This window comes from Mucilaginibacter jinjuensis (genome assembly GCF_028596025.1).
Classification (GTDB): domain Bacteria; phylum Bacteroidota; class Bacteroidia; order Sphingobacteriales; family Sphingobacteriaceae; genus Mucilaginibacter; species Mucilaginibacter jinjuensis.
This window is the reverse complement of record NZ_CP117167.1, coordinates 4,306,534-4,323,275: the sequence shown is the minus strand read 5'-3', so window position 1 is coordinate 4,323,275 and position 16,742 is coordinate 4,306,534. Positions and strand designations below refer to the sequence as shown.

Annotated in this window: 16 protein-coding genes; 6 read left to right on the top strand and 10 right to left on the bottom strand. The window is 41.8% G+C overall.

All coding sequences use genetic code 11. The features are described from left to right. Nucleotides 1-78: 78 nt before the first annotated feature. Nucleotides 79-999, bottom strand: coding sequence for an alpha/beta fold hydrolase (locus PQO05_RS18675; protein ID WP_273628958.1), 921 nt, complete (start codon nt 997-999; stop codon nt 79-81). A gap of 79 nt (nt 1,000-1,078) precedes the next feature. Here PQO05_RS18675 and PQO05_RS18670 point away from each other — a divergent pair, with 79 nt between their 5' ends. The 5 genes from PQO05_RS18670 (at nt 1,079) to PQO05_RS18650 (ending at nt 3,750) form a co-directional block, all read left to right on the top strand. Continuing rightward, complete coding sequence (locus PQO05_RS18670) at nt 1,079-1,846, top strand: Rossmann-like and DUF2520 domain-containing protein (RefSeq protein ID WP_273628957.1); 768 nt, start codon at nt 1,079-1,081, stop codon at nt 1,844-1,846. A 35-nt stretch (nt 1,847-1,881) separates the two neighbouring features. Then, nucleotides 1,882-2,214 carry a 2Fe-2S iron-sulfur cluster-binding protein gene (locus PQO05_RS18665; RefSeq protein WP_273628956.1) on the top strand — a complete coding sequence of 111 codons (333 nt, stop codon included), beginning with the start codon at nt 1,882-1,884 and terminating at the stop codon, nt 2,212-2,214. Between the two features lie 100 nt (nt 2,215-2,314). Further along, nucleotides 2,315-2,554: a Fe-S cluster assembly protein IscX gene (gene iscX, locus PQO05_RS18660; protein WP_273628955.1), complete on the top strand. Its 240-nt coding sequence runs from the start codon at nt 2,315-2,317 to the stop codon at nt 2,552-2,554. Nucleotides 2,555-2,576: 22 nt separating this feature from the next. Beyond that, nucleotides 2,577-3,089 carry a KdsC family phosphatase gene (locus tag PQO05_RS18655; protein WP_273628954.1) on the top strand — a complete coding sequence of 171 codons (513 nt, stop codon included), beginning with the start codon at nt 2,577-2,579 and terminating at the stop codon, nt 3,087-3,089. Nucleotides 3,090-3,168: 79 nt separating this feature from the next. Next, on the top strand, nt 3,169-3,750 hold the full coding sequence (locus tag PQO05_RS18650; protein ID WP_273628953.1) for a Maf family protein: 582 nt from the start codon (nt 3,169-3,171) through the stop codon (nt 3,748-3,750). Nucleotides 3,751-3,988: 238 nt separating this feature from the next. Here the strand turns inward: PQO05_RS18650 and PQO05_RS18645 are convergent, their stop codons facing one another. Next, nucleotides 3,989-5,974, bottom strand: a complete 1,986-nt coding sequence (locus PQO05_RS18645) for a M1 family metallopeptidase (protein ID WP_273628952.1) — start codon at nt 5,972-5,974, stop codon at nt 3,989-3,991. A gap of 270 nt (nt 5,975-6,244) precedes the next feature. Between PQO05_RS18645 and PQO05_RS18640 the strand changes: the two genes are divergently transcribed. Continuing rightward, on the top strand, nt 6,245-8,698 hold the full coding sequence (locus tag PQO05_RS18640) for an ABC transporter permease (RefSeq protein WP_273628951.1): 2,454 nt from the start codon (nt 6,245-6,247) through the stop codon (nt 8,696-8,698). A gap of 80 nt (nt 8,699-8,778) precedes the next feature. Here PQO05_RS18640 and PQO05_RS18635 read toward each other — a convergent pair whose 3' ends face one another. The 8 genes from PQO05_RS18635 to PQO05_RS18600 all read right to left on the bottom strand — a co-directional run bounded on the left by PQO05_RS18635 (nt 8,779) and on the right by PQO05_RS18600 (nt 16,739). Next, a complete protein-coding gene (locus PQO05_RS18635) occupies nt 8,779-9,705 on the bottom strand; it encodes a Ppx/GppA phosphatase family protein (protein WP_273628950.1) in 927 nt (308 codons plus the stop codon). A gap of 163 nt (nt 9,706-9,868) precedes the next feature. Then, nucleotides 9,869-11,206, bottom strand: coding sequence for an ABC transporter permease (locus PQO05_RS18630; RefSeq protein ID WP_273628949.1), 1,338 nt, complete (start codon nt 11,204-11,206; stop codon nt 9,869-9,871). 3 nt (nt 11,207-11,209) lie between these two features. Next, nucleotides 11,210-12,115, bottom strand: coding sequence for an ABC transporter ATP-binding protein (locus tag PQO05_RS18625; protein WP_273628948.1), 906 nt, complete (start codon nt 12,113-12,115; stop codon nt 11,210-11,212). A 384-nt stretch (nt 12,116-12,499) separates the two neighbouring features. After that, a complete protein-coding gene (gene dnaJ / locus PQO05_RS18620; protein WP_273628947.1) occupies nt 12,500-13,666 on the bottom strand; it encodes a molecular chaperone DnaJ in 1,167 nt (388 codons plus the stop codon). A gap of 103 nt (nt 13,667-13,769) precedes the next feature. After that, nucleotides 13,770-14,390, bottom strand: coding sequence for a nucleotide exchange factor GrpE (locus PQO05_RS18615; RefSeq protein ID WP_273628946.1), 621 nt, complete (start codon nt 14,388-14,390; stop codon nt 13,770-13,772). Nucleotides 14,391-14,602: 212 nt separating this feature from the next. Further along, nucleotides 14,603-15,286 (bottom strand): cell division ATP-binding protein FtsE, encoded by a 684-nt coding sequence (locus PQO05_RS18610; protein WP_273628945.1) that lies wholly within the window; start codon nt 15,284-15,286, stop codon nt 14,603-14,605. A gap of 5 nt (nt 15,287-15,291) precedes the next feature. Continuing rightward, nucleotides 15,292-15,495 carry a fructose-6-phosphate aldolase gene (locus PQO05_RS18605; protein ID WP_273628944.1) on the bottom strand — a complete coding sequence of 68 codons (204 nt, stop codon included), beginning with the start codon at nt 15,493-15,495 and terminating at the stop codon, nt 15,292-15,294. 221 nt (nt 15,496-15,716) lie between these two features. Beyond that, complete coding sequence (locus PQO05_RS18600) at nt 15,717-16,739, bottom strand: aldehyde dehydrogenase family protein (RefSeq protein ID WP_273628943.1); 1,023 nt, start codon at nt 16,737-16,739, stop codon at nt 15,717-15,719. Nucleotides 16,740-16,742: the final 3 nt, after the last annotated feature.

Below are 16,742 nucleotides of genomic sequence, written 5' to 3'. Positions count from 1 at the left end.
AAAGATAGAAAGTGTTATAATAAGAAAGCCTGATCAGTTAAAACTTGATCAGGCTTTCTTATTATAATTTAGAATCATTTACTGTCTCAAAAATGCTAAAATCTTCGCATTGACAGTATCCGCTTTTTCTATCGATGGCAGGTGCCCTGCATCAGGTACAGGAAAAAAATCTGTTTTTAATACACTGCGTATCGAATCACTGTATTTAAATGGTACGGTATGGTCTTCTTTCCCCCAAATTAATAATACAGGTTTGTGCTTTGTATTAAGGCATGCGTTGCTCTCGGGCGCATTGTAATGGTAATTGTATTCTGTTGATGCCAAAGCCCATCTGAAGTTTTTATATTCCATTTGCACCTTGTATTTGTCAACCCAGTCCGGATGGTTTTGCGGGTATTTAAAATCGCTTAGCTGGCCCATGGCGCGGTCGTCGGGGGTAATAGCTTCTTCAAAAATGGTTACAAACTGGGGGACGTTAGGTCGTTTATCTTTATAGGTAGGATCGATCAATATTACTTTATCAACAAGCTCGGGGTGAAGGCAGGTGAAATCAGTTGTTACCCCGCCGCCAAATGAAATACCAGCTATACTAAGAGGAGTACGTAGTTTTAGTGCAGAGATCAGTTCGGTTAACTGATCTATATATACATCTTTCCTATAAGTGATATAAGGCCGGTCTGAAAAGCCACGACCATACATATCATAACGTACAACCCTGAAGCCCTGGCTAACAAGGTATTCGAAAGTGCCATCCCAAATATAATAGGGTACGCTAAAGCCATGAATAAGTATGATTGTTTTACCGGTATCGGGGCCGGCTATCTGGTAGTGGGTAATGCCTTTACTCAATTTAATATATTCGCCACCTGCTTTTTTACGGTCGGCATCGGTAAGTTCTTTCTTTTCTTTGTCTTTAAAAATATATAGTGCGCCTATCAGAATACTGACGCTGACCAGCAGAAACAAAATAGTAACGGCAATTACTTTAAAAATCTTCATGTAATAATAATTATAGGTTGAACCTAATATAGGGTTTTTTAAAAGCTAATTTTGATATTTAATACTCTAACAAAAAAATATGCGAATTACAATGATAGGCTCGGGCAACGTAAGTACGCACTTAGCTGCCGCTTTAAAAAATGCCGGGCATCGTATTATACAGGTATTTAGCCCCAATATTGGGCATGCATCACTTTTAGCCTATCATGTGGGTGCCGAAGCAACAGATGATATCAGCACAATTAACGCCGAAACCGACCTGTTTATTATAGCTGTTAAGGATGATGCTATTGCTGATATTGCAGAGCAACTTGCAGTGCATCAAAAACTTATGGTGCATACATCAGGTGCCACATCTTTAAAAGTACTATCCGAAGTAACACCCAAAGCAGGTGTGTTTTACCCGTTGCAGACATTTAGTAAAGAGAAGGAGCTTGATTTTCGGTCGGTACCGTTATGTATAGAAGGCACAGATGAGGCTATTACCAAACACTTGATTGAACTGGGCCAAACCATCAGCAATAATATTTACCGGGTAGATAGCGCCCAACGGAAGATATTGCATCTTTCGGCTGTGTTTGCCTGCAATTTCCCGAACTATTTATATTACGTAGCACAAAATTTACTGGTCAAACATGAGCTTGATTTTAACCTGCTGAGGCCGTTAATTATGGAAACGGCAGAGAAGGTACAGCAACAGTTTCCGGCGGTTGCACAAACGGGTCCGGCGGTTCGTAACGATGTGCAAACCATGGCCGCGCATGAGCAATTACTGGAAGGTGATGTTTTTTTACAAAACCTTTACCGTTTACTGAGCGAAGGTGTGATGAAAATGGAGAAAAACTGAACATCAGCCTGAGTAATTTTGTTACTTTTGCCCCAATGAATGTTTATAACATCAAAATAAATTTTGAAGAGAAGGATCACGAGTCTGTGATACTGCCAATAGCCGAGGGTGAATCGGTTTTGGATGTTTGTTTAGAGAACGGAATTGAGCTTCAGCACAATTGTGGTGGTGTTTGCGGTTGCAGTACCTGCCATATTTATGTGAATAAGGGGGGAGATCACGTGCAGGAAATTTCTGATAAAGAAGAAGACTTTATTGACCGTGCCATTAACCCGCGTATTACTTCGCGACTGGGTTGCCAGTGTGTAATGATTGATGGCGACATCGAAGTTACCCTGCCAGACCAATCGCAGTTTATGGGCCACTAAACGTATACGTGATACGTTAAACGTTTTACGTATCAAAAAACAACTTAATTGATTAGATATTAACGTTAAACGTACAACGTTAAACGTATAACTTAAAAATATGCAAGATAAATTTGCCCTGCCAATCCATTGGAATGATCATGAAGATATTGCCATGGGGCTTTACGAAAAATTTGGTGACGATTTTGACGAGTCGAAAATATACCGCATCCGTTTTACGGATCTGTTAGAATGGGTATTGTCCCTTCCTGATTTTGCAGGTACCCGTGAGCAAAGTACAGAAGGCCATCTGGAGCAAATTCAAAGCGCCTGGGTTTATGAATGGCGTGATAATCAATAACAGCCTTAAGTTTTAGTATATAATGCTTGATAAACTTAAAGATATAACCACTTTTATATTTGACGTAGATGGCGTGCTTACCGATGGTTCTGTTTATGTAACAGACTCGGGCGAGCAGGGCCGCCAGTTTAATATTAAAGATGGTTATGCCATTCAGCTGGCTGTAAAATGTGGTTATAATGTTTGTGCTATATCAGGCAGCAGATCTAAAATTGCGCTGCATCGTTTAAATAGCCTGGGTGTGCAAGATGTGCATATTGGTGCGCATACTAAAACGCTTAACTTCAGAAGTTATATCGAAGAAAAAGGCGTTAACCCGCAAAATGTATTGTATATGGGCGACGATATTCCTGACCTGGAAGTAATGAAACTGGTTGGCTTACCTGTTTGCCCTGCCGATGCTGCCGAAGAAATAAAGGCTGTAAGCACCTACATATCACCAATTGCAGGTGGCAGAGGATGTGTGCGCGATGTAATTGAAAAAGTGCTTAAAATACAGCAAAAATGGATGGGCGAGCAAGCCTATAGCTGGTAAATTTAGTGGTGAGTAGTGAATGGTGAATTGTGAGTAGTTCTCCAATGATTATTGACCAATGCCCAATGACTAAAACAAAATGAAAAGCATACACCATCTTCCCCAAATCATACTGGCATCAAAATCACCACGGAGGCAGGAGCTGTTGCGTTTGCTGGATGTTGATTTTAAAGTGGTGCTGAAAGAGGTTGATGAATCGTACCCCGAAGATTTAAAGCCCGAAGAGGTAGCCGTTTATATCGCTGAGAAAAAGGCGAAAGCTTATGACGAAAGTATAGGCGATGAAATTGTGCTAACAGCCGATACCATTGTGTGTATCGACGACTTGATTCTGGGCAAACCTGAATCGCCCGAACATGCCGTTGAAATGTTGAAACTGCTTTCAGGCCGTGTACACCGGGTGATAACCGGCGTATGTATTTTATATAAACACCAGTATAATAAGTTCTATGATGTGTCTGAAGTTTTCTTCCGCAAACTTACAGATGCCGAAATCCAGAATTATGTAGATCAATACAAGCCATTAGACAAGGCCGGAGCCTACGGTATCCAGGAATGGATAGGGTTGACGGGGATTGAGAAGATAAATGGATCTTATACTAATGTGGTGGGGCTGCCAACAGAGAAACTCTATCAACAGTTAGTTAAGGTCATTAAGTAGATAAAGGATAAAAGACTTTTGATCAAAGACTCTTAAAAAGATAAAAAAAGAAAGCCAGATTAATTAATCTGGCTTTCTTTTTTTATCTCCGCCCGTCATGCTGAACTTGTTTCAATACCCCACTGGACAAGCATGTTGCAAAAGTAAACCGCATACTTAGCATTGGAGATCCTGAAACAAGTTCAGGATGACGTACTACGTTCTACCCGACAACTGACAACAGATAACCGACAACTGGCTACCGCACTTTCATTACATTATTAGCCCTGTTAACATCAGGTAATGCATGATCCGGGTCTAAAATTACCTGGCTTATTTCTTTAGTAGTAGGGATGGTAAAAGTAGTTGTACGGTTTTGCAGCCAGGTTTCTACCGGCAACTGCATGCGCGATTTGCCGCCGTTTTTGAAGGTTATTTCTACAGTTAAAGGCATCGCCATTTGCTCTTTGTTGGCAATGGTTATGGTAAGGCCTTTTTTAGCGTCTTTGTCGGCATATTTAGCTTCAATCAAAGCTACATCCAGTTTGTAGTTATTGAAGTACCAGCCGCGCCAAAACCAGGCTAAATCCTCGCCTGCGCCATTCTCCATCGAACGGAAAAAGTCTTCGGGCTGCGGGTGTTTATATGCCCATTTCTTGATATAGTTTTTAAATGCATAGTCAAAACGGTCTTTACCCAATATCTGCTCACGCAGTAATATTAAACCGAGGGCCGGTTTAAAGTATACGATAGGGTGACGGTACTTTTCGGGTACGGCATCGGCATTGGTCATAATAACCGGTGCGTCAGGATCAGTAATTGTAGCTACGATCTCATCAGCAGGATAACCACCTTTAGGTGCATACTCATCATCGCGTTTAGGGCCGAATTCACCATGGTTAACCACGTCTGATGCGTAAACATCAATAAAGGTATTAAATCCTTCGTCCATCCATCCAAAACGGCGCTCGTCCGATCCTACGATCATCGGGAACCAGTTATGGCCAATTTCGTGCGCTGTGATCCAGAACAGATCTTTACCACTATCAGTTATGCCATCAAACACAATACCCGGGTATTCCATACCGCCTGCAATTCCGGCCTCGTTAATAGCTACGGGATAGGGGTACACAAACCATTTTTGTGAGAAATATTCGATCGATTTTTTCAGATATTCGGTAGCACGGTCCCATTTATCTGCACCAACGCTTTCAACCGGGTAAACCGACATAGCCAGCGATGTTTTGCCACCCGGCAGGTTAACCTTCGCTGCATCCCATACATAAGCAGATGATGCACCGAAAGCCACATCGCGAGTATTCTGCATCTTAAAGTGCCAGGTTAGGTCACCTTTTGCCGGGCGAGATTTGGGATCTGTAACATCAGCGGCAGAGCGGATCATTACCGTTTTATCACTATTCCGCGCCTCATTTAAGCGGCTGATCTGCGTTGGGGTTAATACTTCTGTTGGGTTAACCAACTCGCCCGATCCGGCTACGATCATGTTGCCCGGTACAGTTACGGTATAATCGAAATCGCCATACTCGCAATAAAACTCACCGCTGCCTAAGAAAGGAAGCGTATCCCAGCCTTGCGAATCATCATAAACACACATGCGAGGATACCACTGGGCAATTTCGTAGATCTTACCATTCTTAGTGTCTGTATAATCTGTACGGTTACCAAATGCGCCGGGGATGGTATATTTATAGGTAATCAGGATATTGATCTTTCCGCCATTAGCGGCCAGGTCTTTGTTTAACCTGATCTGTAAGCGGGTATCAGTAACGGTATAATTTACTTTTTCTGTTTTACCATTTTGGCTCACCTGTACCGATGCTAACTGGTAGCCATCGGTATGTTGTGTAGCTCCAGATGCAGTATAGCGGTTAGATCGCGCATCGGCTTTATAAGTGTTTTGATCGAGCTGAAGCCACAGGTAGCCTAATTCGTCTGGACTGTTATTAGTGTAAGTGATATTTTCGGTAGCACTTAATACTTTGGTTGCGGTATCAATTTTCGCTTTCAGTACATAATCGGCACGGTTTTGCCAGTATTTAGCACCGGGATTACCATTGGCCGAATGAAATTCATTTCCCTTTTGCTGATGAAACAATGGTGCAAAAAGATCGGGGGCGTAGTAATTAGATGTAACAGTATCTGTAGCAGCCGTGCGGTGCTTTTGGGCATTAACAGAAGTAGCCAACAGCATTGCGCCGCAGCATAGGGTCAGTGTAATCTTCATGGGGTAGTGTAAAAGACGCGCCAATATACAAACGTTTTTAACATTATTGTAAAATAGCCCATATATTCTATTGAATATTTTGCTTTTATGCCGAAAATGATGACAATTATTAAGTTATTTCTTGATTTTTTTGAGTTGTATCAAAAACGTACACTCATTGTTCGGTTATGGACGGGATAATTCCTGTATTTTTTATAATATGCTCATTGCTAATATTTTATACGTTTGGTATGATATTGCTATCATTATTTGCGGTTAACCAGACTCATCATGATTAAAAATTATTTTAAGATCGCTTTTCGTAATTTTCGCAAGCATAAGTTATTTACACTAATTAACATTGTTGGCCTTACCATCGGGATAAGTGCAGCGTTGGTGATCTATCTGATTGTACATTTTGATTTTACGTTCGATAAATTTCATCCTGATGGCGATCGGATTTACCGTGTAGTATCTAACTATGGTTATAATGGTGAGAGTGGTTATAATGCAGGCGTAACTACGGCGTTGCCCGCAGCAGTGAAAGGGGAAATATCCGGACTTGCGGAGTCGGCACCTATTAGATTGATGTACGACCCTAATGTGATTATTCAGAATGGGGAGAAGGCTGCGGCTAAATTCAAAAAGCAGTCTGATGTGATTTTGGCCGATGGGCGATTTTTCAATGTTTTTGCTTACAAATGGCTGGAAGGTTCGGCTAAAAGTGCATTAGCTTCACCATTTCAGGTCGTATTGTCGGCAAAACAGGCTAAGCTGTATTTTCCCGGTCTCAATTATAGCCAAATGATAGGGAAGCAAGTGGTTTATGAAGATACCATCAAAACAACAGTGAGTGGCATTGTGGCCAATTTTAAAGAGAATACGGATATTACATTTCATGATTTTATTTCATTTTCTACCATACAGAGAGTTAAGAGCTTGAAAGATGATGTGTCTGAAAACTGGGGTGCTACCAGTTATGCTTCGCAGTTTTATGTAAAACTTAATAATAAGGTTACAGCCCAAAATGTGCAACGCCAAATGAATGATTTGTTTAAACGGCGTAACCCAAAGGTAGAGCAGAGCACAAATAACTTCCACAAGTTTATATTGCAGCCATTAAGCGATTTGCACTTCAATAACGATTTTGCCGGTTATAATACACACATCGCCAACAAAACCACGCTTTATAGTTTGTTGCTTATTGCTTTGTTTTTACTTGTTTTGGGTTGTATCAATTTTATCAATCTAACTACAGCGCAGGCATCGCAAAGGGCAAAAGAGATTGGCATCCGTAAAACAATGGGCAGCAGCCGTAAGCAACTTATTGTTCAGCTTTTAAGCGAAACCTTTATAATCACTTTATTGGCAGTGATACTGGCCATAAGCATAACACCAGGGATATTAAAGCTCTTTGCAGATTTTATACCCAAAGGTGTACAGGCCAATTTATTACAAGTACCAGTTGTCGCATTTTTACTCATATTAACTATTGCAGTAAGCCTGTTATCTGGATTTTACCCCGCTATTGTACTGTCGGCTTTTAAACCTGTTGCTGTATTAAAAAATCAGACTAATACTGCTACCGGTAAAACCCGTAACGCATGGTTGCGCAAATCATTAACGGTAACCCAGTTTGTTATAGCACAGTTTTTTATTATGGCTACCATATTGGTGAGCAAACAGATTTATTATGTAATGCATAAAGATTTGGGCTTTAAAAAAGACGCCATTATTATTGTTGAAACTCCCTATAAAACCATGCTGACAAACAAGAAGCAGATTTTTATAAATAAGCTTGCCGGTATGCCGCAAATAGCAACGCTTAGTGTTGGAGATCAGCCTCCATCGTCTGACAACTGGAACTCGTACGAGGCTATTTATAAAGATGGTAAAAAGGAGATTAAAACGAGTTTACAGATAAAATCAGGTGATGCCAACTATTTAAAAGTATACCATTTGAAACTATTAAGCGGCCGCAATCTAAGATTGGGCGATAGTTCGAAATCAATATTGGTTAATGCTAATTACGCAAAAAGTATTGGGTTTAAAAATCCGGGCGACGCTACCGGTACTTATATCAACTATAATGGATCAAATACAGAAATTATAGGCGTACTGGCAGATTTTTATCAGGAATCATTACGTGGTGCAATTAAACCTCTGGGCGTTATTTATCCGGAAATGTATCATGACCGTTTTATTCATATTGCTTTAAAACCTGAAACTGCCGGCGGTAATGAATGGAAAACAGCGATAGGTAGCCTGCAAAAAGCCTGGAGAGAAACGTATCCGGAAGACGACTTTGAATATCATTTCTTTGACGAGAAAATTGCCAAATTTTATGAAAGCGAACAACATACATCCCAACTGCTAAGCTGGGCTACCGGGCTATCTATCTTTATCAGTTGCCTTGGTTTATTGGGCCTGGCTATGTATACCACAAATCTGCGTACCAAAGAAATTGGTGTGCGCAAAGTATTGGGCGCTACGGTAACACAAATTGTAACCTTGTTATCAACCGAACTGGTTTGGCTTGTAGTACTTGCTTTTGTATTGGTAACCCCGGTTGCATGGCTTGTAATGCACAAATGGATGCAAAACTTTACCTATCGTACTACCATTAGTTGGTGGGTATTTGCATTAAGCGGGGCAGGGATGCTGCTAACGGCCTTAATTACGCTGAGTTTTCAGACCATAAAGGCAGCTATTGCAAACCCTGCGAGGAGTTTGAAAAGCGAATAGGTTGGTCTTTGATCAATTGTTATTAGTCATTAGAGCAAATTGGAGCTTGTCTTGATTCCTGACTCTCGATTCTTGCATCTCTACCCGAGCATTTCAGCCAGTACACCTTCTTTTAAGGAATAGGCAGACATGCATATTTTATTAATATTCAGTTTCTGCATGAGGTAACGGGTAACAATAGATGCCACCACGATCATATCAATACGTACAGGAATAATACATGGATTATTGAGCCTTTGCTCGTGCGAAGAACGGATAAGGCTATCAGTAAGGCTAATCAGGTCTTCAGAATCAAACTGATAGCTTTTGAGTTTTTTGAGGTCGAAATCGTTGCCTTTCGTTCGTTCGGCTATTTCGGCAAAAGTTTCAAATGCACCAGATGAACCTATTAAGTTTTCGATTTTAAACCGCTGAGCAGCGGCGTAAAAATCAAGAAGGATAGTGTCGATGTACTGGTGTAGTTCTTTAATACAATCAACTGGTATGGGGTCAATTTGATGAAATTTATCCATTAAACGTGCCGCACCAATTTCGAAACTTTGTTTCCAGAAGATTTTTGTGTGGTTGGCGATGATAAACTCGATGCTTCCACCACCAATGTCAAGGATTAAACTGGTGGCATCACCCAAAATATCGGATGCTTTAACGCCATAGAAAATATAACTGGCTTCGCTATCGCCATTAATAGTTTCGATCTGGATACCTGTTTCGGCCTTCACCTGATCCATAAAATCCTTACCATTAGCTGCGCTTCGCATGGCCGAGGTGGCAATCGCTTTAACTTCCTTAACACCATAATATTCGATGTACTGTTGAAAGCTTTTCATGGTGTTTAAACCACGCTCAAAAGCTGCTGGTTGAATAAGGCCTTTGTTAATGCCGCCTTCGCCCAGTTTAACCGCAACATGGTCGTGGCGTAACTCTTTCAAGTCGTTGGCCAGGCCTTCAACAATAAGTAGATGAAAAGTATTTGTGCCGAGATCCATTACGGCTACTCGTTTTCGCATAGGTTGATTCACCTTACCCTAAGGCAGGAATTGGCTATTTTGTTTTAAATGTAAAAACTAATTGGCACAATTCCCACCGGTCACAAAAGCAATGTAATATTTATAACCATTAGCTCCCCCTTTAGTCCAAAGGACTCCTGTGGATGGGGCTGGGGGGCGAGACTTACTCTTTATAAAAGAACCACTTGGCAATTTCCTTATAGCTGGTTTTCTTACCATACATCAGGATCCCTACACGATAGATACGTGCTGCTACCCAGGTAGTAAACAAAAATCCGATGATCATCATTGCACCAGATAATGCCAGTTGCCAATCGGGTACGCCAAAAGGTACGCGCACCATCATAGCCACAGGAGCGGTAAAAGGTATTATAGACAACCAGAATGCCAGTGTACTATCCGGGTTATTAATCAAAAATGAGAATGACAGTATATAAGTAAATAGCAGGGGCAGCGTTATAGGGAACATAAACTGCTGCGTCTCCGTCTCACTATCCACCGCCGAACCGACGGCCGCAAAAAGCGCGCTGTAGAGCAGGTATCCCGTTAAGAAGTAAAATATAAAGCAGCCCAGTATGTAGCTAAAATTTACTGTTTTAAGGCTGTTGTAAAAAGCAATAGCCGGGCTTTGCGGTGGGGTAGTTCCAGATGGCACAGTTTGTACTTGTTGTTGTGGATGACCTTTGGCCATCACTTCTTTCTGCGCGGGTGTTATTTTATCCTTCACAAATACATTCCCCGCAATAACGGTGACTGCGGTTGATAACACGATCCACAATGTAAACTGCGTTAAGCCAACAGCGCCTACACCAATAATTTTGCCCAGCATTAACTGAAATGGCTTTACCGACGATACGATAACCTCGATAATACGATTCGTTTTTTCTTCGATAACGCCACGCATTACCTGTGCACCGTAAATAAACAGGGAAATGTAGATGAGTATTGCGCCCGCAATACCTACTCCATAAGCAGCACCAATGCTCGAGTCTTCTTCTCCCTTATCTGTAATTTGTTTTGCGTTGATAGACAGGTTACTTTTAATGCCATGCAGTGCAGCTGTATCAATACCGGCTTTTACCATGTTGCTGCCGTTGGCAATATCGTCCATCTGGTTTTCTATGTCGCTGGCAATGGTAAAATTGGGTTTCTTTTCCGAGTAGATCTGGATGCCATCTGACTTGCTATAATCGGATTTGATCACCAATAGAAAATCATCTTCATGCTTTTTTAAATCGGCTTTTGCTTCTGCCAAGGGCAGCTTGGTTGTAGCGAATCTGATGTTTTTGTGATTGGTGAACTTACCTGCAAAAATGCCGGTCTGGTCCATTACGTTAACGGTACGTTCTTTATTTAGCTCGTCGCTATTGGTGGCTATGAGATATATAATGGCGTACATGGCCAGTATTAAGCCAGGAACCAAAAAGGTCATCACCACAAATGATTTCTTTTTTACGCGGGCCAGGTACTCGCGTGATATAATGAGTAAAACTTTATTCATGGCTTAACCTATTTGACTAACTTTTTCAATAAACACTTCGTTCATACTTGGGATAACTTCTTGCAGGTTCATGATGTGCACCTTGGGAATCAGGTATTGCAGTACATCATTAGAGTTGCTTCCAGGCTTTAACTGCACGCGGATGGTGTGCGTGTCCTCTGTTGCAGATTCGTGTAACAGATCAAACGGTTCGCTGCCTGCTGCCTCTATTTTATTACCACTGTATTCGATTAAATAGGTATTGTTACGATACGAGTTACGGATATCACGAACCTTGCCATCCAGTATTTTATGCGATTTATGAATGAGTGCGATAGAATGGCAAAGCTCCTCGACAGATTCCATACGGTGGGTTGAGAATACGATAGTTGCGCCTTTCTTATTCAACTCCAGGATTTCATCTTTGATGGTCTCCGCATTAACAGGGTCAAATCCACTGAACGGTTCGTCCAGTATCAGCAAATCAGGTTCGTGCAATACGGTGGCCACAAACTGGGCTTTCTGTTGCATACCTTTCGAGAGTTCTTCAACCTTTTTATTCCACCAGCTTTCTATCTGTAATTTTTCGAACCAATATTTAATGCGTTTGCGAGCCTCTTCGCGGCTTAGGCCTTTCAGGCGGGCCAGGTAAACCAGTTGTTCGCCGATCTCCATTTTCTTGTACAAACCACGCTCTTCAGGTAAATAGCCAATACGCTCAATGTGCGATTGGTTAAGCTTTACGCCATCAAAGTATACTTCGCCCGAATCGGGTGCGGTAATCTGGTTTATAATGCGGATAAGCGAAGTTTTACCGGCACCATTAGGCCCAAGCAGACCAAATATTTTGCCTTGTTCAACTTCTAAACTTACATCGCTCAGCGCCGTATGACCGGCATATTGTTTCACAATGTTGCGAATACTAAGCATGGAGATAGTTTTGGTTTATTAGTAATGTTTAATTAGAGAGACAGTAGGTTTTATTGTTACAATGGTAAGAATTATTTTAGGGATATACACATTTTGTCATTGAGCGTAGGGTATATAAAATTTGTCATTGCGAGCGATAGCGTGGTAATCTCGTAGCTATACAGAGCGAATAATCATGTCGGCTATACGTGCGACGAGATTATTAATGAGGTGTTTGTTTCATCGGTATTAATGAGCTCCCTACGGTTGGTTGCCCACGTGGTTCCTCCTCGCAATGACAAAATGTGTTAAAATAAAAATGGCCGAAGTTTTACTTCGGCCATTTTTATTTTAGGATCAGGTCTTGATTCCTGATTCTCGCTTCTTGATTCTATCCTTCAACCTTTACTCAAAATATTCCTTCATCCGTTCGAAAAAGCTTTTTTCGTTTTTGCCCGGATTAGGTTTGAAGTTTGGTGAACCCTGCAATTTTTCTAAAGTTTCGCGTTCTTCGCGGCTTAGGGCTTTAGGGGTCCAGATGTTAATGTGGACTAACTGATCGCCGCGATGGTATGAGTTTACCTCCGGCACACCTTTGCCTTTCAGTCTTAATATTTTACCACCTTGTGTTCCCGGATCAATTTTGATCTTGGCTTTACCATCGATGGTTGGCACTTCAACGCTCGATCCTAGTGCAGCATCAACAAAGTTAATGTGCAGATCGTAGATGATGTTGTTACCATCGCGTTTCAAAGTCTCGTGAGGTATCTCTTCGATCAAAATAATCAGATCGCCCGGTACGCCACCACGAGGGGCTGCATTACCTTTACCGCTCATGCTTAACTGCATGCCTTCGCTTACACCGGCAGGGATGTTAATGCTGATGGTTTCTTCGCCACGCACAACGCCATCACCATGGCATACGTTACATTTTGAAGTAATTACAGAACCTTCGCCATTACAGGTAGGGCAAGTGCTGGTAGTTTGCATCTGGCCAAGAATAGTATTGGTTACCCGGCGAACAGCACCCGAACCACCACAGGTAGAGCAGGTTTGAAATGCCGATTTATCTTTAGCGCCTGTACCTTCGCAGGTTTTACAGATCACTTGTTTGTTTACCTTAATTTTCTTTTCGGCACCGTTGGCAATTTCTTCAAGTGTTAGCTTTACTTTAATGCGCAGGTTGCTGCCACGTGCTACACGACGGCCACCGCCATTGCCCTGACGGCCACCGCCGCCACCGAAGAAACCTTCGAACGGGCTGCCGCCGCCAAAAATATCGCCAAACTGGCTGAATATGTCGTTCATATCCATGCCGCCGCCACCATAACCGCCAGATGCCGAACCTGCATTTGCAGAGTGGCCAAACTGGTCGTAACGCTGGCGTTTTTCGGGGTTGCTTAGTACTTCGTAAGCTTCGGCCGCTTCTTTAAAGCTTTCTTCCGCTTCCTTATCGCCCGGGTTTTTATCCGGGTGGTATTTAATGGCCATTTTGCGGTAAGCCTTTTTTACCTCATCAGCAGGCGCACCTTTGCTAACACCCAGTATATCGTAATAATCTCTTTTTGCCATAATATTTTGAGTTATTAAGTTATTGGGTTATTAAGTTGTTAGTACTAAAACCACAACAATTTGCCTCAATAACCCAATAACTTAATAAACTTAATAACTAAACTTATGCTCCTATCACCACTTTAGCAAAACGGATTACCTTATCATTCAGGTAGTAACCTTTTTCTAATTCGTCAATTACCTTGCCTTTTAGGGCATCGGTTGGTGCGGGGATGGTGGTAATACCTTCGTGGATATCGGCATCAAATTCGGTACCTTTGGTTTCCATTTCTTTAAGGCCTTTAGCACCAAGTATGCTTTTTAATTTGTTTTGTACCAGTGCAACACCTTCTTTAACAGGTATTACATCAGTAGCGGTTTCCATGGCTTTAAGGGCACGTTCAAAATCATCAAGCACAGGTAACATTGCAACAATGGTATCTTTACCGGCAGCCAGTCTTTCTTCAGCGCGTTCTTTAGTAGTACGGCGACGGAAGTTGTCGAACTCGGCATACAGGCGCAGGTACTTATCGTTAGCGCTTACCAGGTCGGCTTTTAATTTTTCTTCTGCTGATAAACCCGGAGTTGCATCCTGGGCGTCTTCAATCACTGGTGCATTGGGGTCAATGTTTAACTCGTCTGCAAGTGGATTTTCGTTTTGTTCGGTGTTTTCTGTAGTCACGTTATTCTTATTTTGAGATGCCTTGGCAGTTTTTTGCTTCCTCAGCATGTTCTTAAAATTCATATTCAATGAGTGCAAATCAAGTATCCTGCCATTGTGCGAACTCCGTCACCTTGTCATATTTTACAAGGGTAGCAGTTTCAAAGTGGCAGAAGTGTGTTGTAGTGGCAGTTTTTGAGTGGCAGTTATTGGATAGAAGGACAAAAGAGAAAGGATGAAAGACTTCTTGTCAAGCCTCCTGTCCATTGTCTTTTGTCCTTCCTCTTTTCGTCCAATTACGCTATTTGCGCATCTTCCAATACCTTGCCATTTTCGCATTTAATGATGCGTGATGGAAAGGCTCGGATAATATGGTAATCGTGCGTGGCAATTAACACGGCCGTGCCCGATTGGCTGATCTGTTTCAGCAGCATTACAATTTCTTCTGAAGTATCCGGATCTAAGTTACCGGTAGGCTCATCGGCCAGGATAATTTCCGGATCGTTTAACAGTGCACGCGCAATAACCACACGTTGCTGCTCGCCGCCCGAAAGTTCGTGAGGCATTTTTCTCACCTTAGAGCGCAGGCCTACTTTCTCCAGCACGTCCATCGTTTTGTCGGCAATCAGCTTTTTGTCGGTCCAACCGGTGGCTTTCATTACAAAATGCAGGTTTTGTTCAACGGTACGATCTGTTAGTAATTGAAAATCCTGGAACACGATTCCCAGTTTACGGCGCAGGAAAGGAACATCTTTAGACGCCAGGTTTTTAAGCTGGTAACCGCAGGCAGTACCTTCGCCCGATGAAATATTTAAATCACCGTAGATGATCTTCAGCAAGCTGCTTTTACCCGAACCTGTTTGGCCAATAAGCCATACAAAATCACCTTTATCAACATGCAGATTTACATTCGACAGTACCAGGTGCTTTTGCTGAAATATGTCGACGTTTTGAAGTTTTATAATGGAGTTTCCAATCATCTTAATTAGAGTTCGAGTTTTAAAATTTGTCCAAAAGGCAGTTCTCTCACCAAATCCATAATGTAGTCGGCTTTATCGCCCAAACCTACCTTATCGAGCGATTTCTCAGGCCTGTCTACACGGAAATAAGCCAGCAGCGTAAACTTTTCGTCGCGCAGCTGTACATAGTCTGGTATTTTGGCAACGCCTTTTACTTTTATAATGTACATTTTTAGCTCTTGTTTGTTGTTGATGGTTCATAGTTAATAGATCATGGTTCATAGTAAGAAACAGAAAGCTTTAACCGTGATTCATCACAAATCAAAGGTATCGTTATTTTAAAGATTTGGCAAGAGGAGCGTTACTATCAACTATGATCTTTTACCCATGAACTATTTAAGATTTGACAAGTGTAGCTCATCATGAACTATGATCTATTGGCCATCAACTATTACAGATTTGACAAGAATTGCATCGTATCAATCCCATCAGCATAATCCCACAATTGCGGGTACTGGCTTTGGCCAAATGGCACTACCTGGCTCTTAATATCCAACTTCATCTGGCTTACCACGCATTGAATGTCTTCGCTACGGTTATTCAAGGTTTCAATGGCCGAATCAAGGGTATCATAATACTGGTAAAACGTTACGGCTAGGGGAGAGGCCAAACGCTCGTCTTCTTTAATCAATAAAAAGCCATTGTCTAAATGCTTATCACGGTTTACCAAATATATGGCCTTGTTGTAATCGTAATTGTTGTGGTATTTATGATGATCGCCTATTGGGTGATATTCTTCAATGGCTTCAAAAAACGGCACAAAATCATAATCGCGCGGTACCAGCATGCTCGATACATTACGGCACCCTAAGCCATAGTAATCAAAAATATCATGACCGAGGCGGGTCAGTTCTTCCGATGTTTCATAACCGCTGATCATGGCAACACTATTTCTGTTCTTGCGGATAATGTTAGGCACTTTACCGAAATAATAATCGAAGTATCGCGATGTATTATTGCTGCCTGTGGCTATAACAGCGTCGAAATCTGTCAGTCGCTCGGTGAAAATGATTTGTTCTGAAAGTTCGGGTGCAATCTCTACCAACATTTGTAAAACATGGCGAATGAGGCGCGAATCCTGAGAAGAAAGCTTGATCAGTGCAATATTACCGGTAGCCAGCACGCAAATAATATCATGGAAGCCTACCATCGGGATATTACCTGCTAATATTAAACCGATACGTTTTGGGCTGTGTGGCAGGTGTTGATATTTATTGAGCCAAAGTTCAATGTCAAGGTCATTTAGCATTGCCCCGGCGGCTTTAACAGCTTGCATTACACTGGTTTGTGTAAACCATGCATTATGGTAGTGTTCGTTGTTTATTACGGCCGAAAGTGTTTCATCGGGCGATAATAAGCGCTGGCCAAGAGTAGTAAATACGTTTATTATGTAATTTTTGTCGATCAAAGTCATATA